This is a genomic window from Picosynechococcus sp. PCC 7117, assembly GCF_001693275.1.
Lineage (GTDB): Bacteria > Cyanobacteriota > Cyanobacteriia > Cyanobacteriales > MRBY01 > MRBY01.
Genome location: NZ_CP016477.1, coordinates 1,553,656 through 1,575,317, shown reverse-complemented (window position 1 = coordinate 1,575,317; position 21,662 = coordinate 1,553,656). Strand labels below are relative to the sequence as shown.

General features: G+C 50.8%; 19 protein-coding genes. 10 read left to right on the top strand and 9 right to left on the bottom strand.

Annotation, left to right across the window (positions count from 1 at the left end; genetic code table 11):
* The first annotated feature begins 26 nt into the window (after positions 1-26).
* The 3 genes from AWQ22_RS07545 to AWQ22_RS07535 all read left to right on the top strand — a co-directional run bounded on the left by AWQ22_RS07545 (position 27) and on the right by AWQ22_RS07535 (position 4,326).
* Entirely contained in the window at positions 27-632 is a 606-nt protein-coding gene (locus AWQ22_RS07545) for a fasciclin domain-containing protein (RefSeq protein ID WP_012307083.1), read from the top strand.
* A gap of 205 nt (positions 633-837) precedes the next feature.
* Positions 838-3,663 carry an excinuclease ABC subunit UvrA gene (uvrA, locus tag AWQ22_RS07540; protein WP_065710681.1) on the top strand — a complete coding sequence of 942 codons (2,826 nt, stop codon included), beginning with the start codon at positions 838-840 and terminating at the stop codon, positions 3,661-3,663.
* 93 nt (positions 3,664-3,756) lie between these two features.
* Entirely contained in the window at positions 3,757-4,326 is a 570-nt protein-coding gene (locus tag AWQ22_RS07535) for a Uma2 family endonuclease (protein WP_065710680.1), read from the top strand.
* Between the two features lie 16 nt (positions 4,327-4,342).
* Here AWQ22_RS07535 and ribD read toward each other — a convergent pair whose 3' ends face one another.
* A complete protein-coding gene (ribD, locus tag AWQ22_RS07530; protein ID WP_065710679.1) occupies positions 4,343-5,458 on the bottom strand; it encodes a bifunctional diaminohydroxyphosphoribosylaminopyrimidine deaminase/5-amino-6-(5-phosphoribosylamino)uracil reductase RibD in 1,116 nt (371 codons plus the stop codon).
* A 200-nt stretch (positions 5,459-5,658) separates the two neighbouring features.
* Between ribD and AWQ22_RS07525 the strand changes: the two genes are divergently transcribed.
* Both AWQ22_RS07525 and arsS read left to right on the top strand, forming a co-directional pair.
* The gene (locus tag AWQ22_RS07525; protein WP_065711670.1) at positions 5,659-6,846 is read left to right on the top strand and encodes a methyltransferase domain-containing protein; all 1,188 of its coding nucleotides are present in this window, start codon (positions 5,659-5,661) and stop codon (positions 6,844-6,846) included.
* Between the two features lie 40 nt (positions 6,847-6,886).
* Positions 6,887-7,885 (top strand): arsenosugar biosynthesis radical SAM (seleno)protein ArsS, encoded by a 999-nt coding sequence (gene arsS / locus AWQ22_RS07520; RefSeq protein WP_065711669.1) that lies wholly within the window; start codon positions 6,887-6,889, stop codon positions 7,883-7,885.
* Positions 7,886-7,994: 109 nt separating this feature from the next.
* Here arsS and AWQ22_RS07515 read toward each other — a convergent pair whose 3' ends face one another.
* Complete coding sequence (locus tag AWQ22_RS07515; protein ID WP_065710678.1) at positions 7,995-8,621, bottom strand: DedA family protein; 627 nt, start codon at positions 8,619-8,621, stop codon at positions 7,995-7,997.
* Between the two features lie 176 nt (positions 8,622-8,797).
* On the opposite strand from AWQ22_RS07515, the gene AWQ22_RS07510 reads away from it, so the two are divergent.
* The 4 genes from AWQ22_RS07510 (at position 8,798) to opcA (ending at position 14,843) form a co-directional block, all read left to right on the top strand.
* The gene (locus AWQ22_RS07510; protein WP_065711668.1) at positions 8,798-10,180 is read left to right on the top strand and encodes an efflux RND transporter periplasmic adaptor subunit; all 1,383 of its coding nucleotides are present in this window, start codon (positions 8,798-8,800) and stop codon (positions 10,178-10,180) included.
* Between the two features lie 437 nt (positions 10,181-10,617).
* Positions 10,618-11,763 (top strand): transaldolase, encoded by a 1,146-nt coding sequence (tal, locus tag AWQ22_RS07505; protein WP_065710677.1) that lies wholly within the window; start codon positions 10,618-10,620, stop codon positions 11,761-11,763.
* Between the two features lie 94 nt (positions 11,764-11,857).
* A complete protein-coding gene (zwf, locus tag AWQ22_RS07500) occupies positions 11,858-13,387 on the top strand; it encodes a glucose-6-phosphate dehydrogenase (protein WP_065710676.1) in 1,530 nt (509 codons plus the stop codon).
* A 118-nt stretch (positions 13,388-13,505) separates the two neighbouring features.
* Positions 13,506-14,843, top strand: coding sequence for a glucose-6-phosphate dehydrogenase assembly protein OpcA (opcA, locus tag AWQ22_RS07495; protein ID WP_065710675.1), 1,338 nt, complete (start codon positions 13,506-13,508; stop codon positions 14,841-14,843).
* 17 nt (positions 14,844-14,860) lie between these two features.
* Here opcA and AWQ22_RS07490 read toward each other — a convergent pair whose 3' ends face one another.
* Positions 14,861-15,523: a Crp/Fnr family transcriptional regulator gene (locus tag AWQ22_RS07490; RefSeq protein WP_065710674.1), complete on the bottom strand. Its 663-nt coding sequence runs from the start codon at positions 15,521-15,523 to the stop codon at positions 14,861-14,863.
* A 145-nt stretch (positions 15,524-15,668) separates the two neighbouring features.
* On the opposite strand from AWQ22_RS07490, the gene AWQ22_RS07485 reads away from it, so the two are divergent.
* Positions 15,669-16,412: a hypothetical protein gene (locus tag AWQ22_RS07485; protein ID WP_065710673.1), complete on the top strand. Its 744-nt coding sequence runs from the start codon at positions 15,669-15,671 to the stop codon at positions 16,410-16,412.
* Positions 16,413-16,717: 305 nt separating this feature from the next.
* Here the strand turns inward: AWQ22_RS07485 and AWQ22_RS07480 are convergent, their stop codons facing one another.
* Genes AWQ22_RS07480 through AWQ22_RS07455 form a run of 6 tightly spaced genes read right to left on the bottom strand, consistent with a single transcriptional unit; the run spans position 16,718 to position 21,564 of the window.
* Positions 16,718-17,827 carry an ABC transporter permease gene (locus AWQ22_RS07480; protein ID WP_030007174.1) on the bottom strand — a complete coding sequence of 370 codons (1,110 nt, stop codon included), beginning with the start codon at positions 17,825-17,827 and terminating at the stop codon, positions 16,718-16,720.
* Between the two features lie 37 nt (positions 17,828-17,864).
* On the bottom strand, positions 17,865-18,359 hold the full coding sequence (locus AWQ22_RS07475; protein ID WP_065710672.1) for a salt stress protein, Slr1339 family: 495 nt from the start codon (positions 18,357-18,359) through the stop codon (positions 17,865-17,867).
* 58 nt (positions 18,360-18,417) lie between these two features.
* Positions 18,418-19,005 carry a leucyl/phenylalanyl-tRNA--protein transferase gene (gene aat / locus AWQ22_RS07470; RefSeq protein WP_012307067.1) on the bottom strand — a complete coding sequence of 196 codons (588 nt, stop codon included), beginning with the start codon at positions 19,003-19,005 and terminating at the stop codon, positions 18,418-18,420.
* Positions 19,006-19,056: 51 nt separating this feature from the next.
* Complete coding sequence (locus AWQ22_RS07465; protein WP_065710671.1) at positions 19,057-19,725, bottom strand: response regulator transcription factor; 669 nt, start codon at positions 19,723-19,725, stop codon at positions 19,057-19,059.
* Positions 19,691-21,202 carry a cell wall metabolism sensor histidine kinase WalK gene (locus AWQ22_RS07460; RefSeq protein ID WP_065710670.1) on the bottom strand — a complete coding sequence of 504 codons (1,512 nt, stop codon included), beginning with the start codon at positions 21,200-21,202 and terminating at the stop codon, positions 19,691-19,693. The genes AWQ22_RS07465 and AWQ22_RS07460 overlap by 35 nt, the downstream gene beginning before the upstream one ends.
* The gene (locus AWQ22_RS07455; protein ID WP_012307064.1) at positions 21,202-21,564 is read right to left on the bottom strand and encodes a hypothetical protein; all 363 of its coding nucleotides are present in this window, start codon (positions 21,562-21,564) and stop codon (positions 21,202-21,204) included. The genes AWQ22_RS07460 and AWQ22_RS07455 overlap by 1 nt, the downstream gene beginning before the upstream one ends.
* Positions 21,565-21,662: the final 98 nt, after the last annotated feature.

Sequence of the window (21,662 nt, the reverse complement as noted above, 5' to 3'; positions counted from 1 at the left end):
TGTTCGCTCACAGACAGGAAGTATCTATGCGTTTTACAAAAACCCTCGCCCTCAGTCTAGCCCTTGGTAGCACCCTTGGCTTTAGTACCGTTGCCCAAGCAGGGGACTATGGCAGCTACGGAGACAAAACCAAGCCCATGACCGAAGCCGAAGCGCCTGCACCCGCAGCGGCAATGACAGCACCGACCATTGTGGACATTGCTGCTAGCAACGATGCTTTTTCGACCCTTGTGGCGGCAGTTTCTGCGGCTGACCTCGCCGAGACCCTTGCTGGCGAAGGCCCTTTTACTGTTTTTGCTCCCACCAATGATGCTTTTGCAGCCCTGCCCGATGGCGTGCTCGAAAGCCTTTTACTCCCTGAAAATAAGGAAATCCTCACTCAAATTTTGACCTACCACGTGGTCAGCGGTAATGTCATGTCCACTGATCTCAGTGCTGGGGCTGTCACCACCGTTGAAGGTAGTGATGTGGTGATCTCCCTCGATGATGGCGTGAAAGTCAACAATGCAAATGTTGTTATGGCAGATATCGAAGCTAGCAATGGCGTTGTCCATGTGATCGATACCGTGATTGTGCCCCCTGCATTAATGGCAGAATTGGAAACATCTAGTGAAACTAGCGAGAATCTCTAGGTTGATCTCAGCAAAGGGATTTAACGCCACAACTATTTAGGTTATCTGTGAAACCACGGCATCGGGCTGTGGTTTTCTTTTTGACTCATTTAAAACCCAACTGTGGTTTTGCCGCTGAGGATCTGGCCTGGAAAGGGTTCTGAAATTCTCGACAGGTCTATTTATAATGTTTAGGCACTTTTCTCGAAATTGGCGATCGCCCCCCATGAGCAAATCCGACCAAATCCGCATCCGTGGCGCAAGACAGCACAACCTAAAAAATGTGGATCTCGATTTGCCGCGTAACCAGTTGATTGTGTTTACGGGGGTGTCGGGTTCGGGAAAATCATCCTTGGCGTTTGACACGATTTTTGCGGAGGGACAGCGCCGTTATGTGGAATCCCTTAGTGCTTACGCCCGGCAGTTTTTGGGGCAGTTGGACAAGCCCGATGTGGACGCGATTGAAGGTTTAAGTCCGGCGATCTCCATTGACCAAAAATCCACCTCCCATAACCCCCGCTCCACCGTCGGCACGGTCACGGAAATTGCCGATTATCTGCGGTTACTCTTCGGGCGGGCGGGTGAACCCCACTGTCCCCACTGCGATCGCCCGATTGCGCCTCAGACCATCGATGAGATGTGTGATCGGGTGTTGACATTGCCGGATCGAACGAAATTTCAATTGCTTGCACCGATTGTGCGCCACCAAAAGGGAACCCATAAAAAGACCCTTTCTAGTATTGCCGCCGAAGGGTTTGCAAGGGTGAGAATTAATGGCGAAACCCGCGAACTCAGTGACAATATTTCTCTCAATAAAAATCACTACCATACCATTGAAATTGTGGTGGATCGTCTGGTGAAAAAAGAGGGGATTCAGGAGCGTTTAGTGGACTCTTTGAGTACCTGTTTAAAACACTCCGAAGGAACAGCAATTGTTGATTTAATCGAGACAGGTGAACAGATTATTTTTTCCGAAAATTTTGCTTGCCCTGAACATGGCGCAGTAATGGAAGAGTTATCCCCCCGTTTGTTTTCTTTCAACTCCCCCTATGGCGCTTGTCCCGCTTGCCATGGGTTAGGCAGTCATCGCCGTTTTTCTCCTGATCTCGTCATTCCTGACCCAAAACAACCCCTCTATGCGGCGATCGCCCCTTGGTCGGAAAAGGAAAATACCTATTATTTATCGTTGCTGTATAACCTTGGGCAAAACTTCGGTTTTGAGATCCAAACGCCTTGGGAAAAACTAAAAAAAGAACACCAAGAAATTTTGCTACATGGCACCGAAGAACCGATTTGGTTTGAGGAGGAATCCCGCTATGGGGGCGGCAAAGGTTACTATCGTCATTATTCGGGAATTTTAAAACTATTAGAACGCAATTATGAAGATACAAATTCCGATGCGATCAAAGATAAATTGGAAAAATATTTAATTAATCAACCCTGTGAAGTTTGCCACGGAAAACGCCTTAAACCAGAAGCATTATCTGTCCGTTTAGGACAATACAATATCGACGAATTGACCAGCGTTGCCATTCGGGACTGTCTCGAACGGGTCGAAAATTTACAGTTAAGCGATCGCCAAAAATTGATCGGGGAATTAGCCCTAAAGGAAATTCGGGCACGGTTACAATTCCTGCTGGATGTTGGTTTAGATTACCTCACCCTTGATCGGGCGGCGATGACCCTCTCCGGTGGTGAAGCCCAGCGCATCCGCCTTGCCACCCAGATCGGCGCAGGGCTAACGGGGGTGTTGTATGTACTCGACGAACCCAGTATCGGCCTGCACCAGCGGGACAATGAGCGACTGTTACAAACCCTCAAAAAATTGCGGGATCTCGGCAATACTTTAATTGTGGTCGAACATGACGAGGACACGATCCGCACCGCCGATCACATCGTTGATATTGGGCCAAAAGCGGGTGTCCATGGCGGCGAAATCATCTTTCAGGGCAGCTTTGACAAGTTTCTGAAGAACAAAAAATCCCTCACCAGCGCTTATCTGTCCGGCAGACGGGCAATCGCCACGCCCCCAGAGCGACGGGAAGGCAACGGCGGCAGATTACGCCTCGAAAATTGCACGAAAAATAATCTCAAAAATATCACCGTAGAAATTCCCCTCGGCAAATTGGTGTCAGTGACGGGGGTTTCCGGTTCCGGTAAATCGACCCTGATGAATGAACTGCTCTATCCAGCGTTACAACATAGCTTGAATCGAAATGTACCTTTTCCGAAGGAGTTGGGCGATGTCAAAGGCTTAAAATCCATCGATAAGGTGATCGTCATTGACCAATCTCCCATCGGCAGAACCCCCCGTTCCAATCCAGCGACCTACACGGGTATTTTCGACCCGATTCGGAATTTATTTGCGGAGACGGTAGAGGCGAAAACGAGAGGGTATAAAAAAGGTCGGTTTTCGTTCAACGTGAAAGGGGGACGGTGTGAGGCTTGTGGTGGTCAAGGGGTGAATGTGATTGAGATGAATTTCTTGCCGGATGTCTATGTGCAATGTGAGGTGTGCAAGGGGGCACGCTATAACCGTGAAACGCTTCAGGTGAAATTTAAGGGCTATTCCATTTCGGATGTGTTGAATATGACGGTGGAGGAAGCCTTGGAAGTTTTTGAAAACATTACGACGGCGGCAAATCGCTTGCAAACTTTGGTGGATGTGGGTTTGGGTTATATTCGTTTGGGACAACCAGCACCGACCCTCTCCGGTGGAGAAGCACAACGGGTGAAACTGGCTTCAGAATTGTCGCGGCGGGCAACGGGTAAAACCCTTTATCTAATTGATGAACCGACGACGGGTTTATCGTTTTACGATGTGCATCACCTGTTAAATGTGTTGCAACGGCTGGTGGATAAAGGAAATTCGGTGCTGGTGATTGAGCATAATTTGGATGTGATTCGCTGTAGTGATTGGTTGATTGATCTGGGGCCAGAGGGTGGCGATCGCGGCGGCGAGATTATTGCGACGGGTACACCAGAGGATTTAATTAAAGTCAAAGAATCCTACACAGGTAAATTCCTCAAACCGCTATTAACGAAGAAATAATAAACGGCGATCGCCTTTTTTGTCGATACCATTGACACTAACGCACTGAGAATGAAGTCTAAAATGGTTTCATAGTGAACAGGAGCAGTTGTAATGGCGATGGTCACAGCAGTTTCCCAGGAATCTTCCCTAGCTGAATTTTTGGAGTTACCTGAAACCAAACCAGCAAGCGAATATATCAACGGGAAAATTCATCAAAAACCGATGCCCCAAGGAAAGCACAGTACATTGCAAGGTCGTTTAGTGGCGGAAATTAATCGCGTTGGACAGCCTGAAAAATTAGCCTATGCTTTTCCTGAATTACGTTGTACCTTCGGCGATCGCTCCCTTGTACCTGATATTGCGGTGTTCGAGTGGGCCAATATTCCTGTAGACGAAAATGGCGAAATCCAAAATCGGTTTTCTGTTGCCCCAGATTGGGTGATTGAAATTCTCTCTCCAGAACAAAATCCCCCCAGAGTCATCGAAAAAATTCTTTTCTCTTTGCAACAGGGGACAAAACTCGGTTGGCTCATTGCCCCAGAGGACTACTCAGTTACCATTTTTTACCCCGATAAACTTGCTGAATTTAAAGAACAGGATGATCCGCTTCCCGTTTTGCCAGCGATCGCCCCTTGGCAACTCACCGCCACAGAGCTATTTTCCTGGTTACGCCTCATCTGAAGCCTAGTGCGACAAATTATTCCTTCAAATTGGGGAGATCACCAGTTAACAGAAAATCGTGGCCGATGGATTGAAGCTGGACATTTTCGAGGGCGATCGCCTCGTCCATGAGCGTCAAACCCAAATTCCCCACGGGCGTCGGTGCCCCTTGGCCACCAATAATTTTCGGGGCGATAAAAGCCATCACCTTTTGGATACTGCCAGAGGCGATCGCCGCCGCCGCGAGGGTGCCGCCGCATTCCCACAACACCTGCAAACAACCCCGATCATAGAGATATTGCATCACGCCTTCAGGGGAAACCGGATCGAGGTGTACCACTTCCACGCGCCGTTGCTGGAGGAAAGCCTGCATTTCTGGATTCGCTGTGGCCTGGGTCAAAACCACCGTCGGGGCAGCGGTCACATCCCACAAATGGCGATCGCGGGGCAGGGTTAAAGTTTGGCTCACAACAATGCGCAAAGGATTATGGTCAGCGGTACCGTGGGTCGTTAAATAGGGATTATCAAGGCGTACTGTATTGCCCCCGACAACCACCGCATCACACTGGGAACGGAGGTCATAGACCTGGTTGCGGGTTTCCTGGTGAGTAATCCAAGCACTGTGGCCCGTGGTCGTGGCAATTTTTCCATCGAGGGTCATGGCATATTTCAAAATACCAAGGGGACGCTGATGCAACATCCGCCAAATAAAACCTGCATTTAACTCTCGACAAGCAGCCTCTTCGACACCCGTGACGACTTCGATGCCCGCATCCGTGAGGGTTTTTAAACCGCCCCCCGCCACTAAAGGATTTGGATCGACCATGCCGACTACGACCTTAGAGATGCCCGCTTTGACCACAGCTTGACTACAGGGGGGCGTTCTACCGTGGTGATTACAGGGTTCTAGGCTGACATAGAGCGTTGCTCCTTGGGCGGCTGCCCCTGCCTCCCGGAGTGCAAACACCTCTGCATGAGGTTGACCTGCCCCTGGATGAAATCCTTCACCAATAATGTTTTGATCTTGAACGACCACAGCGCCCACCATTGGGTTTGGGGCGGTTTTTCCGGCTGCCTGCTTTGCTAACGTAATACAGCGTTGCATCATGGCACGATCAAAGTCAGTTCCAACGGGGGCAGCGTTTGAGGTCATGGGGGAAGGCAACATTTAAACTTAAAAATTCTTTCCCATTGTAGGCAAGAACCGAGGGGCAAACATAGGGTCAAAGGTTAACCGATGGTGGAGAAATTCAGGTGATTTAGCTGTATTTGCGCCATTGACTCAGGTGATTTTCATAAATCATCGATATGATGATCAACACATACGCGCTGATCTGGGGTCGAAACTCACCAATGCCCGAACAAAGTATTACACCGACTTACGATGTGGAGAATGCGGTTCTCAGTCGCTACCAAGCGGGAGCCCAGACCCACGAACCCAGTCTCTGTTGCCCGACGGAATACCAGGATGTCCATTATCTGGATGTGATTCCCGATGAAATTTTGACGAAGGATTACGGTTGTGGTGATCCGACTCGCTATGCAATCCCAGGGGATACCGTCCTTGATCTGGGGTGTGGAGCTGGCAAAAATTGCTACATGGTGGTCCAAAAAGTGGGGCCGACAGGGAAGGTGATTGGCGTTGATTTTAATGATGTGATGTTAAATCTCGCCCGCAAATATCAAGGGGCGATCGCCACGAAAATTAGCTTCCAGAATACCAAATTTGTCAAAGGGAAAATCCAAGACCTCAGACTTCCCCTTGATCTGCTCCAGGCTTGGCTCCAGGCACATCCTATTACCACCCTAGAAGATATTGCCCGCTATGAAACAGAAGGCGATCGCCTCCGGGCAGAGTCCCCCCTAATTGCCGACGAGAGCATTGACCTCGTGATCTCCAACTGTGTTTTAAACCTCGTCAAACCCAGTGATAAACAACAACTATTCCAAGAAATCCACCGGGTTCTGAAAAAAGGGGGCCGCGCCGTCATCTCGGATATCATCTGTGATGAGCCACCCACCGAAAAAATCCTCAATGATCCAGAGTTATGGAGTGGTTGCATTGCTGGCGCTTTTCTGGAAGCCGAATTTTTGCAAATGTTTGAGGCGGCGGGTTTTTCTAGCGTTGAAATCCTTAATTACGGGGCTGAACCCTGGCAGACCATTGATGGCATCGAATTTCGCTCTATGACCGTCCGGGCCTATAAAGGCAAAAAAGCAATTGGTCGCGAACGGCACCAAGCCGTCATTTACAAAGGCCCCTGGAAGCAGATCCAAGATGATGCGGGTCGCACCTATTTTCGAGGTGAAAGAATGGCCGTTTGTGATCAAACCTTTCAGCGCCTGACGAATCCCGATGGCCCCTATGCTGGGCAATTTATCCCCGTTGCCCCCTACCAAGCAATTCCTCTGGAAACAGCTGCCCCATTTAACTGTCACCCAGAGGCCCGCCGTGATCCCCAGGAGACCAAGGGCGCAGATTACCAGCTCACCCAACTGACCGAAGACGACGCCTGTTGTCGCACTGAAAGTTGTTGCTAAATTGCTCAAAACTCATCCCTGTTCTGTTATCCCAATCACCATGGTTCAAACCCCAACCCAAACTGCAATCCCAGCTTTTCAGAAAACCTTGGGTCAACCCCTAAGCAAAACCCCCATCAGCACTCTCCAAATTAACCTCGGCAAAAAATGTAACCTCGCCTGCACCCATTGCCACGTTGAGGCCGGCCCGAAGCGTACCGAGGCACTCAGCCCAGAGATTTGTGCCCAATTGATCCAACTAATTCGCACCTTCCCCCAAATTCAAACGGTGGATCTCACGGGGGGAGCGCCGGAAATGCACGATGGGTTTAGGCAACTGGTGGCTGCAGCACGGGAAACAGAGAAAGATGTGATTGTGCGCTCAAACCTAACCATTTTTTTCGTGCCTGGGTACGAAGATTTACCCGCCTATTTTGCGGAAAATCAGGTCCGGGTAGTCGCGTCCCTGCCCTGTTATTTAGAAGATAACGTCGATCGCCAACGGGGTGCGGGAGTGTACCAAGATTGTATTGCGGCCCTACAACGATTAAATGCCTTGGGTTATGGCCGAGATCCCGCCCTAGTCTTGGATTTGGTTTACAATCCGCCCGTGCCCCGGAACCAAGACTTTTCCCTCACGCCCAATCAAGCGAACCTAGAGCAGGATTACAAAGCTTATTTAGCACGCCATTTTCAAATTCAGTTTAATCACCTGTTTACGATCACAAATTTACCCATTGGCCGCGTAAAAAATTATCTCCAGGCCCATGCGCTCTATAAACCCTATCTCAGCTTTTTGGCGGCACATCACAACGGGACGACAGTGCCTAATCTCATGTGTCGTAGTCAGCTTTCTGTGGATTATGAAGGCAATATTTTCGATTGTGATTTTAACCAGATGGAAGCTCTACCAGCCCGCACTCCCGACGGCCAACCGGTAACGGTGCGGCACCTCCTAGAGGCAGAATCTTTAGATATCATTGAAACGGTGGCGACGAAACCCTATTGCTATGGTTGCACAGCGGGAAGTGGCTCGAGTTGTGGTGGTGCGTTGAGCTAAGAGACTATCCACTGAATCATTAGGGGTGACTAGCGCGCAATTTTTCTGCTAATTAATCCGGTCAGATTGCGGCTTGCTGGGGTAAACGCGAAAACTTGCTTATCGCGGCTTATTTTTCTGGTTGGTTGCGGGGGTGATACTCCAACCACAGGGGAACAATAATCCAGGCCGCGACGAGGGCAAAAACAAGGAGACCGAATTTCGCCATGAACCGCAACACATCCGCCAGGGGCATAATGCGTCCGAGAAAATAGGGGAGTGTCACCGTCACTGTTCCCCAGGCGATCGCCCCCGCTAAATTGCACAGCAGAAAGATCGGCCAGGCCATCCCCACAATGCCGGCGAAGGGAGCGGCAAAAATCCGAAAAAAGGTGATAAACCGACCAATAAAAACAGCTTTAGGGGCATTTTCTAAAAACTTTTGTTTAGTTTCGGCGAGCTTTTCGTCACTAATTTTAAAAAAATGGGCCACTTTCTGGAGCAACGGCAACCCACCCCACTTCCCTGCTAGGTAGCCGATATTATTGCCGATGAATGATCCGGCGATCGCCCCACACAAAACCCAGCGGTATTGCAGCTCGCCACTCCCGGCAAAAAAGCCCCCCAGCAGGGTTAACGCTTCTCCGGGGAGGGGGATGCCCATATTTTCCAGGCCGATGCCGATAAAAACAGACCAATAGCCATATTCTGTGACGAGGGTTTGCAGGGTTTCTAGGGAAATCAACTCAAGGGTCATGGAGAAAATTTAAGACAATGTTTATATTTTGACACTCCTTTTCGGCGGACGGGGGCCGTAGCTGTAACTTTCGGGGTAGGTTGTCACCCAAGTTGCCAGGGACTTCTGGCGAAAGCCACCAAATCAGCCCAAAATTTTTTAAGATAATTATTAAGCAATATTACAAATATCCCATCGTGACCCAACTCGCCCCGAAACCGGATCCGACTGATAATCCAGCGATCGCCTCTCAATCGAAGCGGCTACCCTGGCTTGGTTTGGTGGTCGGAATTTTGATCGGGGCGATCGCCACCTATGTGGGGGGGCAATTTTCCAGCTCCCAACCGGAAGAAACCTCATCCGCCCCAACGACAAATCCCAATCAAGCCCCTGGGCGAGCTGTCACGACCTTGACCCTCGAACCCCAGGCGATCGCCAAAACCATGGCAATTGTGGGCACCGTTACCCCTGCTGAGATTGTGGCGGTTACGGCAGCCCGTTCGGGTCTCCAGATTACTAATCTCCTGGTGGATGAAGGGGACAATGTCCAAGCCGGTCAACTGCTGGCCCAATTGGATAATGCCACCCTCCAGGCAGAACTCCGTCAAGCCCAAGCCCAGGTCGCCCAAGCCCAAGCCCGCCTCGCCGAACTCAGAGCCGGAGCCCGCTCCGAAGAACTTGCCCGTGCCCAGGAACAAGTGAACCAAGCCAGGGCTGCCCTGGGTCGGAGCCAAGCAGATCTCCAACTGAGCGAACAACGCCTACAACGGAACCAAGAATTATTTGAAGCTGGGGCGATCGCCGCCGATACCCTCGATGAGACCCGCACCCGTCGCGATGGTGCCGCCGCCAGTGTCAGTCAAAATCAGGCCACATTACGGGAAGCCGAACAACGCTTGCAAGAATTGCGCCGTGGCCCCCGCCTCGAAACCCTGGCCCAGGCAGAAGCCCAACTACAACAGGCCCAGGCCCAGGTTAGCCTAGTGACCACCCGGTTGCGGGAGACCCAAGTCCGGGCACCGCGCTCCGGTAAAATCCTCGAAAAATTCGCCCAACTCGGTGATCTCAGTACCGCCAATGAGCCGTTATTTAATCTTTTAGAAGCAGGGCAATTAGAACTCGAAGCAAACATTCCCGAAACCCAACTGAATCAGGTCGAAATTGGTCAAACCGTTGAAATTACCAGCGATCGCGATCCCAATCTTCAGCTCACGGGGCAGATCCAAGAGATTGTCCCCACCGTTGACCGACAATCCCGCCAGGCGACCCTAAAAATTAGTTTGCCCCCAGGGACAGACCTCAAGCCAGGGATGTTTTTGCGGGGCAATATCATTCTGGCCCAGGCCCAGGGTTTAGGGGTGCCCACGGAGGCTGTGATTCCCCAGGATGGCGAGCAAGCAACGGTTTTCCGGGTGAATGCGGACGACACTGTTACCGCCGTAACTGTCCAACTTGGGGAGCTTTTAGACAATGACCAGATCGAAGTGTTAGGGGGGTTGCAAGCGGGCGATCGCCTGGTGGTAAAAGGAGCCCCCTATCTTAAAGACGGGGACGCCATCGAGATCCAACCCTTCCAATAGGCATTTTTTAGCTAGCGAAAATCAAGGTGGTGAAATCTTAAGTTTTAATGTTTTTTTCTAAAGAAAAATTTTCACTGGAGACGTAATTTTATATTTGTTTAAGAAATGCCAAGGGTTGGGAGAGATTAGCCGCCAAAAAGAGCTTTTCTATGGTCACAACACTGAGCAAAGCAGCGCTTTAGGGAAAATTTAACCTGTTTAAAAACAGCCTTTAAAATAATTCTTTCGTCCCGGTAATCCAGACCCCGGCCCTTGAGGTGAGGTAATCCTCACAAATCAGGTCAAGATTTTTTTCAAAAAGTGAAAACTTCCTCAACAATCCCCGGCCACTTTTAAAAAGATCTTGTAAGTTGAGAGTAGTGCCCCCACGCACTGTGTCAAAACATTAATACCCACTGCTTGGGGGCGATCGCCGCACACAAAAGGAGTAATGACCTATGGCTACCGCAAACCCGATTATTGATATTGAAGACTATGGTCAAAGTATCTGGATGGATAACCTCAGTCGGGATTTAATCACCTCTGGGGAATTGGCACAATTGATCGACAGTCGGGGGATCCATGGGATTACCTCTAATCCAGCAATTTTTGAAAAGGCGATCGCCGGCAACGAAATTTACGACGAGGCGATCAAGCAGGGCATTGCGGCCGGAAAATCCACCCTCGAAATCTACGAATCCATTGTGTTTGAGGATATCGGTAACGCCTGCGATATTTTTGCGGGGGTCTACGAAAAAACCGACGCCCTCGATGGCTATGTGAGCATCGAAGTTCCCCCCAACATTGCCAAAGACACCGAAAGCACGATCAAAGAAGCCCGCCGCTATTTCAAGGAAATTGGTCGTCCCAACGTAATGATCAAAATCCCCGGTACCCCCGAAGGCTTGCCCGCCGTCACCAAGGCGATCGCCGAAGGGATTAACGTCAACGTCACCCTGCTATTTTCTGTACAAGCCTACATCGACACCGCTTGGGCCTACATCGAAGGACTCGAAAAACGCGCCGCTGCCGGGGAAGATATCAGCAACATTGCCTCCGTTGCCAGCTTTTTCCTCAGCCGCATTGACGTCAACATCGACAATCAACTCGATGCCAAAATTAAATCCGGGGTCAACGAAGATGTCGCCAGCAAGCTGATCGGTCTTAAAGGAAAAGTGGCGATCGCCAACGCGAAAATTGCCTACCAACATTACCTTGAGATTTTCAGTAGCGACCGTTGGCAAGCCCTCGCCGCAAAAGGCGCGAAACCCCAACGACTCCTCTGGGCCAGCACCGGCACGAAAAATCCTGACTACAGTGACGTGATGTATGTCGATGAACTCGTCGGCGCTGACACCGTCAATACCCTGCCCCCCGACACCATCGAAGCCTGTGCCGACCACTGCGACCCCGCCAACCGCATTACTGCCAACGTCGCCCAAGCCAAACAAATCATTGCCGCCCTCGGTGACGCAGATGTGGCGATCGATCTTGACGCTGTAATGGCCGAACTCCTCGAAGAAGGGATCGAAAAATTCATCAAGCCCTTCGAATCCCTCATGGACTCCCTCGAAACCAAAGTCAAACAATTGGCCACTGTCTAACCAACCCCCCCCTAAAGTCTCCTCCATAGGGGATTTTAGGGAGATGTCAAAAATCCCTTTCTGATTACCCCATTGCTCCTTCAAACCCAGCCCTATGGTTGCCTTACAAGAAAATCCCCTCAGAGTCGGACTCCGCCAAGAACGCACCCCAGACCCCCTGATCATCGTTATCTTTGGTGCTTCCGGCGATCTCACCCAGCGTAAACTCGTTCCCTCCCTCTACGCCCTCAAAAAAGATAATTTATTGCCACCGGAGATCACCATCGTCGGTGTCGCTCGGCGGGACTGGAGCCACGATTACTTCCGCGAACAAATGCGCCAGGGCATTGAGGAATTTTCCGACGGCATCGGCAGCGAAGACCTCTGGAACAACTTTGCCGAAGGGCTTTTTTATTGTTCCGGCAATATGGACGACCCCGACAGTTACCAGAAACTTAAAACCTTTTTAGACGAACTCGATCAAAAACGAGGTACCAGGGGTAATCGTGTCTTTTACCTTGCGGTCTCTCCGAAATTTTTCCCGCCTGGCATCAAAAATCTGGGGGCGGCTGGGATGCTCAATGATCCCCTCAAGCACCGCCTCGTCATTGAGAAACCTTTTGGCAAAGATCTCAGTTCCGCCCAAGTTTTAAATAATGTCGTTAAAAATGTCTGCCGCGAAGAACAGGTTTATCGCATCGACCACTACCTCGGTAAAGAAACTGTCCAAAACCTGTTGGTCTTTCGCTTTGCCAACGCCATCTTTGAACCCCTCTGGAATCGCCATTACGTCGATCACGTGCAAATTACCGTCGCCGAGACGGTGGGTGTCGAAGATCGTGCAGGTTATTACGAAACCTCCGGCGCCCTGCGGGATATGTTGCAAAATCACCTGATGCAACTGTTTTGTTTAACGGCGATGGAAGCGCCCAATGCTCTAAATGCCGACAGTATTCGCAGCGAAAAAACCAAGGTATTACAGGCTACCCACCTCGCCGATATCCATAATCTTGATAAATCAGCGATTCGAGGACAATACAAAGCAGGTTGGATGAAAGGCAAACCCATTCCCGGTTACCGGGAAGAATCCGGCGTCAATCCCGAATCAACGACGCCCACCTATGTGGCGATGAAATTTATGGTAGATAATTGGCGCTGGCAAGGGGTACCTTTCTATCTGCGTACCGGTAAGCGTTTGCCCAAGAAAGTTTCAGAAATTGCGATTCAATTTAAGCAGGTGCCCCTGGCGATCTTCCCATCGGCAGCAAAACAGGCGAATCCCAATACCCTGGCCCTGCGGATTCAACCCAATGAGGGCATTTCCCTACGCTTTGAGGCCAAGATGCCCGGCGCAGATATTAGAACCCGCAGCGTGGATATGGATTTTAGCTATGGAACATCCTTTGCCATGGCTACCCAGGATGCTTACACCCGACTGCTTTTGGATTGTATGGTCGGTGATCAAACTCTCTTTACCCGGGCCGATGAGGTGGAGGAGGCTTGGCGCGTGGTGACACCAGCTCTAGCGGCGTGGGATGGGCCAGCGGATCCTAGCAATGTGCCCCAATATGAGGCGGGGACTTGGGAACCGACAGAAGCGGAATTTTTGATTAATCGGGATGGTCGCCGTTGGCGTCGGTTGTAGAGGCGAATTTCCAATTTTAGGGAACAAATATCGGCTCTCAGTGTTTGTTTATTTTTGATTTCTTAATTCTTTTCGCACGCAAATTTTGCAAAAAACTCTCTAAGCAATCTCTGGAAAAATTATGACTATTTCAGCACCCCTTGTTTCTTTGCAAGCTCCGAAGGATGTCTCGATTGAGGAGATTGAAGCGGAACTGGCACAACTCTGGCAAAATTACCGCTCCGATGAGGGCATGAGTGCCACCCGGGCCACCACCTTTAGTTTTTTGGTCTATGAGCCGGACGATTCCCAAGCATTGTTGGCAAGTTTAGGATTTTATTCGGGGCCAATTGATGGGATCGCTGGTTCGCGCACGGTGGCGGCGATTCGCGCTGCCCAAAAAGCCTATGGTTTTGAGGAAACCGGTAAGATTTCACCGGAATTACTTGCGAAGCTCCGGGAAATGTGGGAGTGCCAGAGTCAGGACCAAGGCTGTCAACCGTTGACCTATTCAGCCGATCTGAGTAGTTCTGGGGTTGCTGATGCGATCGCCGCTGCGAATCCCTGTCGAATCATTACCCTTTGTCCCACCACCGGTGAAGATGAAGGCGTTTCCGCCCAGGTCTCGGCCTATTGTCCGATTAATAAACGGGGCGGTAGCACCCTTGTTTGTTGCGAGTACATTACCCTGAGTGGCACAGCGGCAGCCCTAGAGCGCATTGGGGGCCTAATTACAGCTTTGATGGTGCGGGATTTGCCAAAATTCATCTGGTGGAAGGCAGTGCCAGATAGCAACTATGGCCTTTTTCAACGGTTGATGGCCGAAGCAGATACCCTCATCCTCGATTCCAGTGGCTTCCGGGATGCCGAAGCGGATCTCAAGGTTGTGTGCGAACTGTTGCAGCAGGGCACCAACACCGCCGATCTCAATTGGAGTCGTTTAGCAGCTTGGCAAGAGTTAACCGCCGCTGCCTTTGACCCCCCAGAACGACGGGAAGCCATCTGGGATGTAGACCATGTGACCCTCAACTACGAAAAAGGGAATGCCACCCAAGCGATTTTGTTTTTAGGCTGGCTCGCCAGTCGCCTCGGCTGGAATCCGACAGACATCGAACGGGAATCAGGGGATTATGAGATTCACCGCATTCGTTTTGGCGATCGCCACAAAAAAGCAATTACGGCTGAACTAGTAGGTCTACCCATGGCCGATGTGGGGGATATCGTCGGCGATCTCGTGAGCCTCAAACTCACCTCCAATAACCTTGATGCCGATTGTTGCACCGTGATTTGTTCAGAAACCTCTGGCTGTATGCACATGGAATCGGGTGGTGGTGCGCAATCCTGCCGCATTGAACAGGTCACCCCCTTGGCCGATCAAGCAACCGAGCATCTCCTGGGGCAACAGCTCCAACGCTGGGGCAAAGATGTTCTCTACACCGAAACCATGGAACAGGTGCGTCAAATCCTCGCCCTTTAACCCTTCCAATTTTATGGTCAGTGGCTGAGGCGAACCTGAAACCGATCCGCCTGGGTGAGTTGAATTTTATCCGCTTGCATGAGTTGTTTGAGGAGGCGATTGACCGTTACCTGAGTGGCCCCCAGAACCTCAGACAATTGCTTGCTGGTGAGGGGAAATGGAATCATCATTCCTTCCGGGGAAGGGTTGCCGTGGGTCCGCCCCAACATTTCTAGGTATAGCCACAGCCGATCAATAGTTTTACGTTGGCACAGGAGGGTCTGCTCTAGGCGCTGGTGTTGCTGCTGGTGCCGGAGCGCTTGTAATACGTTGTTTTTTAGGGTGGGCCACTGGTCGAGATCTTCCCAGTAGAGCCAAAAGACTTCTGTTTGATCCACCTGGGCGATCGCCTGGAACGAGATCATCGAACTGCGGTAGATATCAATGGGTTGATCGGCCCCAATAAACGCCAAAATTACCGGCTGCCCATCTAGGGAAAGGGAAGGTTGGAAATGCCGGAGACGACTTTCAAGGCGCACAAATCCTTTCGTGACAAAGTAGAGCAAACCGGGTCGGGTGGGAATGGTTTCTTCCTGGAAAAACGTCCGACTCCGACAGTGGGCGATCGCCCATTCTTGCAAAAACTCTGTGATTAAAGGCGAGTGGGGCTTAATTTCGTCAAGGGCAAAGAACTGAGACATTACTTAATAGATACACAAAAATACGCAAAAAAAGAGTGAATATGAGTGAGCTGATCTTGGGTCAGTTTTAGGGGCCATTAATACGGGCAAAAGCTGCGGAAAGCTCTATCATCCTAAAAGATCCTCCTAGTCCAGGCAAGCTGCAATGGCGTCCATTTCAGTCATAACCCAGGATGGCAATTTAACCAACGATCTTCGCGTACACCTCGCCCAGGCGGAAGATCTTGCCAACGCCAGTGAAATTCCGCTCCAGCTCTGTTTCCAACGGCAAAGCATCGGTTTTCGGTCGGCGATCGCCTTAAAATTGGCCGCCCACAGCCACCAGCCTCCCCAGACCATTGCCCAGGCATATCTCGCTCGGCTCACTGCCCCAACGCCGCAATCAGATTCAAAACACCGAACTGCAACGGCGGTATTCACCTATGAGGCGATCGCCACCCCCCAGGGTTGGTTAGAATTTTTTTTGATGCCGACGGAGATCGGCCGCTGGCTAGATCAAATATTACAGCGAGAAAATCTGATTTTCCCTCAGTTGCCCTCAGATCTTTTATTCTCTTGTCATTACCTACAGCAACGCTTCCAAGACCTCAGTTGCCTCGCCACTGACTACACCACTGATACGCCCCAATGGAATTTTGAAAAAACTCTTTTGCCCGCCTGGGAGCAAGCTCTCCTAGAGGCGATCGCCCGTTGCGCCCTAGGGAGTTTCCATCGCTCACCCAAACCTCACTTTTTTGCCGCCCTCGAACAAACTCTCTGGGAAGTACAGCGCCGTTGCCCTCTATTTTATTTTCTCCGTGAAAATCCCACCCAAGGCCATCATTATTGGCAGTGGTTTGCCTATCTCGCCCAATTTTTAGCCCATTATCTCCCACAATTAGAAAATTAATTCACAAGACTCAAAGGCAGTGTGACGTTAGCTTTCACGCTTTTTTTGATTGGTCTATTTAAAATTTTCGACACAAAACTTGAAAAAAACATGGCAGTTTGAGAAAAGATGGTCTACACTTACAGGTGTGTGAGGAGCGAACCAGAAAGAAGACCGAGACGAAACACGGAAAGTCGCCGGTCTTTTTTCTGTGCCCAACACAAAAATATCCCAGGGTTACATCGCCACGAACAATCACCCCAGGATTCACAATAGTCTTTAGTTTTCTTAAATCAACACACCCTAGCGGCTAGTCGCAACAGGGTTCAGTCTTGGCGGTTTTGAAGGCTCTTCGGATCGAGGGCATCCCGTAGCCCGTCACCGAGCAGGTTAAAGGCCAGCACCGTCACGATAATCAAAATTGCGGGTGACCACACTAGCCAGGGTTGCAAGACCAAAATAGACGCATTGGTACTCAAAGAGAGTAGATTGCCCCAACTGGGGTCGGGCTGTTGAATGCCGAGGCCAATCAAGCTCAATACCGATTCGGCAATGATAAATCCTGGTACGGCGAGGGTTGCGGAGATAATCGCATAGCTCGCCGTTTGGGGCAGGATATGTTTGGTGATGATGTAGAGTGATCGCCCCCCCGTTGCTTGGGCCGCCTGAACAAATTCTTGGTTTTTAATCGAGAGCACTTGACCCCGGATCACCCGCGCCAGGCCAGACCAGCTAATGAACGAGGTAATCAATACGATCAAGAGGAATCGCTGGGCACTGGTTAAACTCGCGGGCAGAATTGCCGCCAGGGAAACGAGGAGATAAATCCCCGGAATGGTCATCAACACTTCCACAAAGCGCATCAAGACCGCATCGATCCAGCCGCCAAAATAGCCAGAAATGCCACCGATGAGCATCCCCAAGGGAAAGGAAATAACAATCCCCACCAGGCCAATGAACAGGCTAATGCGGCCCCCATGGAGTAAGCGGCTAAATTGATCGCGCCCCTGTTCGTCGGTGCCGAGGAGATTAAAGCGGGCCTCGCCGACCACCCCAAATAAATGGCGATCGCCCCGGATGCCCGGAAAGATAATTTTTTCCTCGAAGGTCGGGGGCACGGGCAATTTGATCTGGAACAGTTGGTAAGGATCGCCTTTCACAAAGAGGCGCAGCGGTTGGGGGTTATCGGTATCAACAATCAGTTGGCGATCGCCCGTGTCGAGATCCGTCGGCCCCTGGCTGGTGGGATAAACATGGGGGGTGCCATTGCGCCAGTGGATCGCTGTGGGCGGCATCAAAGAGCCATCGGCCTGGGACACATAGGGGTCATAGGGGGCAAAAAAGTCAGCACCAATGACGAGGACATAAAAGGTGATCAGGATAATTGCGCCCAAACGCGCCAGGGTATTATTTCGAAGTTTGCGCCACCAATCCATAGTTACTGCCAGGGTTGCCAAAAATAATTGTGTCCCCTCATTCTAATGCCTGCAGATACTCGATCGCGGCGGCAAACTGGGAGTCATAGCCCTCGGCAAAGTCCATAAACCAGAGCCCTTCATTGGAGAGGGGATCTAGTTGCTTAAGCCAAGTTTCGGCTTTGGTACGCCAATATTTAGCCTGGGCCTGTTTTTGCTTTTCAGCGGCGGCGATCGCCTTGAGGTCTGTTTCCGGGAGGGGCTGCTGGGCTTGCTTTTGCTGTTCGGCGATTAGTTGGTTAATGTCTTGGTACAGACGGTGATTTTTTTCACAATCTTTGAGTTTGTTGGCGGTCGTTTCCTGTTCGAGGGCCTGCAACATGGACGAAAGGCGATCGCCCTGGGATGACTTTTCCCCAGTCGGCTGCGGGCGGGCTTGGTATTCCTGCTGGAGGGCCGCTAGGGTTTGATCCAGGCCATTGTCCGGTGGCTGTGGTGCTGCCGCGCGATGTTGATTTTCTAAATCCCGTAGCAAATCATCAAGGGAAGCCATCGTTCAATCCATTGCCGAAGAAATCTCACCTTAATTATAAAAAGATCTTTCCCCTTCTTTAATCCGGTGCAAACTGACACCGCAAACGCACTGCCTGGGCCAACAACCGTCGATAATCCTGATTATCAATAACGTAGGAACCAAATCGCTCTAGGTGCGGATTTTGCAACTGGGCATCAAACAGAATAAAGCCTTGCCGCCGCAGATGTTCGACCAAAAGAACCATTGCCACCTTTGAACCATTGGGAATTTGAAAAAACATCGACTCCCCGATAAAGGCCCCACCAATGGCGATGCCTAAAATCCCCCCAGCTAATTGATCCCCCCGCCAGGTTTCAAAACTGTGGGCCCACCCCGCCCGGTGCAACGCCCGATAAATGTCTAGCAATTCCGGCGAAATCCAGGTCACATCCCGGTTGGCACAGCCGGCACACACCGCCTCAAAGGCTTGGTTAATTTTGGGGGTAAAAATCTGTTGATTGAGCGATCGCCTCAGGGATTTGGGATAACGAAACCGACCATCTAGGGGAATCAAAGTCCGTTGCCGACTCGAATACCAACCCAAATGCTGTTGCTCATCCGCCATCAGAAAATAGCCCTGGGAATATCCTTCTAAAATTGCTGGCAGATTAAAACGGCTGATCATACATTGCCCACGACGGAATTTTTCAACTGTACCAGGCGATCGCCCTGACATTTAGGTCTTGAGGCGATAACCAATGCCCCGCACCGTCTCGATGAGATCACTGCCCAACTTTTTACGGAGATAGCCAATGTACACATCGACGATATTCGAGCCTGGATCGTAATCATAGCCCCACACCTGATCCAAGAGCTGCTGACGACTGAGGACTTGGTCGGGATGGCGGAGCAACGTTTCTAATAGGATAAATTCACGGGTGGGCAACTCTAACCAAACATCCCCTTGCCTGACCCGCCGCGCCTTGAGATCTAGCTCCAACGTCTGGGTTTTCAGACACATCGGTTCCGGGGTCGCCCTTGGGGTAAAGGTGCGTAACCGCGCTTGGACACGGGCCAGGAGTTCTTTAAAACTAAACGGTTTACCCAAGTAATCGTCGGCACCAAGGTTTAAGCCAGTTACTTTGTCGTCGAGGTCGTCGCGGGCCGTGAGGATAATAATTGGGGCCGTAACCCCCTGACCGCGAAGATCATGGAGCACCTCTAAACCATCGGCATCGGGCAAGCCTAAATCTAAGATCAACAGGGCAAAGGGATATTGCAAGGCCCAGTCTAGGGCTTCTTTGGCGGTGCTGGCGATGGTCACCGTAAAGCCTTCGCTCTTAAACCCCTTTTCGAGGAAGGCAGCGATTCTAGGTTCGTCTTCGATAATCAGAATCTGGGTCATAGGGAATCGTCAGGGTAAATGTACTGCCTTTGTTGAGTTCGCTTTCGACGGTAATGCTGCCGCCATGGGCGATCGCCACCTGTTTAACGATGGCTAACCCCAGGCCTGAGCCTTCTGTGCCCCGTACTTGGCGGCCCCGGGCAAACCGTTCAAAAATCCGTGTTTGGTCAGCGGCGGCAATTCCCTGCCCACTATCTTGTAACCAAAATTGTAAATTTTTCCCGGTGCGAGTGACCCCTAGGCAAATTTCGTCATGGGGTTGGGTGTGTTGAACAGCGTTTTGGGCGAGGTTAATCAGTGCTTGGGTGAGACGTTGGCGATCGCCCCAGAGAATACCCGTCACCATTCCCTGCCGTTGCCATTGGCGAGGACTAGGCGTTAAAGCCGTAATTTTCGTGTAGAGCTCTTCTAAAAACGACTCTAAGTCAATCGGTTCATAATGCAAAAAATTAGGCCGCTCCAACTTCGCCAACAGGATCAACTCCTGCACCAGTCGGCCCATGCGATCTAGTTCATCTACAACCAATTCCACCGTTTTTTGTTCTTCGAAGGGAAGATTGGCGATCGCCATCAGTTCCAAATGACCCCGAATAATCGTGATCGGCGTACGCAGTTCATGGCCCACATCATTGAGAAACTGCCGCTGATTTTCAAAGGCCGTTTCCAGTCGGTCTAGCATCGAGTTAAAAGCCTGGGCTAAATTGGCCAATTCCCCCTGGGTGGTAATGGGAATCCGCCGCGTCAGGTTGGATTCATTAATGCTTGTTGCCGTTTTCAAAATTAAAGTTAGGGGCGCTAAAACCCGCCCTGCAATCACGGCACTCACCGCAATGGACAAACAAAAAACCCCGATCAACGTCGCAAAAACAATTTTTAAAGACGTGAGAGTTTCATTGTGTTCCCCCGCCACAGCATGGACAGCAATAAAGCGCCCCAGAATATCCCCTGCCCCATTTTCGATGGGGAGCGCCACATACAAAATGTCCCCCGTTTCCGAATTGGGACGCGGATCAACTCCCTCTTCCCAGCGGTTTACCTGGGCCAAGCGTTGCAGAAGAGAAGAATCTGCCTGGAGGGTCGGCGGTAGTGCTTCGGGGCTAGAGCGATAAAATTCCTCGGCAATCACGCCAACGATAAAAGTGTCGTCCTCCGGTACCCGACGGGCCAGATACAGATTAAACAAAGAAATCAAATCCGCCGGGGTAGAGAGGGGCAAAATCTCGGTTTCTCGGAGGGCAAGCCGTTGTTTCACTTGGGGGTCATTGTTAAGTAACCCCTCAAACAAATACACATCTTCCTTGAGATCATTTCTCACCCGCTGGTTAATGTTGCTAAATACCAAGTGCAACATCAGGGGAAAGGAAATGGCCAGGAACCCCGATAACAACAGCAAATACCAGAAAAAAACGCGACCCCGAACCGAGAGAAAATGGATTCGCAGCAGTTTAAGCCATTGTTTGGGGGAAAAGACGACCATTAACGCTGGAATAGGGAGCGTTGGGGTAGGGGGCGTTCAATAATACCGGCCACTTGGGTCGCGGCATTGAGATTAAGACTCAGGGCTTGTTTTGCCCAAATATTACCTTGAATCACTGCGCCATTGGCAATGAGGGTTCCCCTAGGTTGGACGACGACATCACCCCGTACGGTAGTTTGCCGGAGAATGCAGGTGGCTCCGGAAGGGACTTCGAGATCCCCAATGGCGATCGCCCCTAAACTTCCTTTACATTGGGTCGCTTGGGCGAGCACGGGGAAGAGTCCGAAAACCCCCATGGCAAAGGCCACGCCCAGTCCCAGTCGGCAAAATGGGGATTGTAAATAATGCTGATACTGACCCATGGGAAAATAGCTAACTTTTAAAGGATAGGGATTGTCGGGCAGATTGCTTCAATTCTAAGGATGACCTAGAGCAATGAAACAACATTGAAAATTCCATG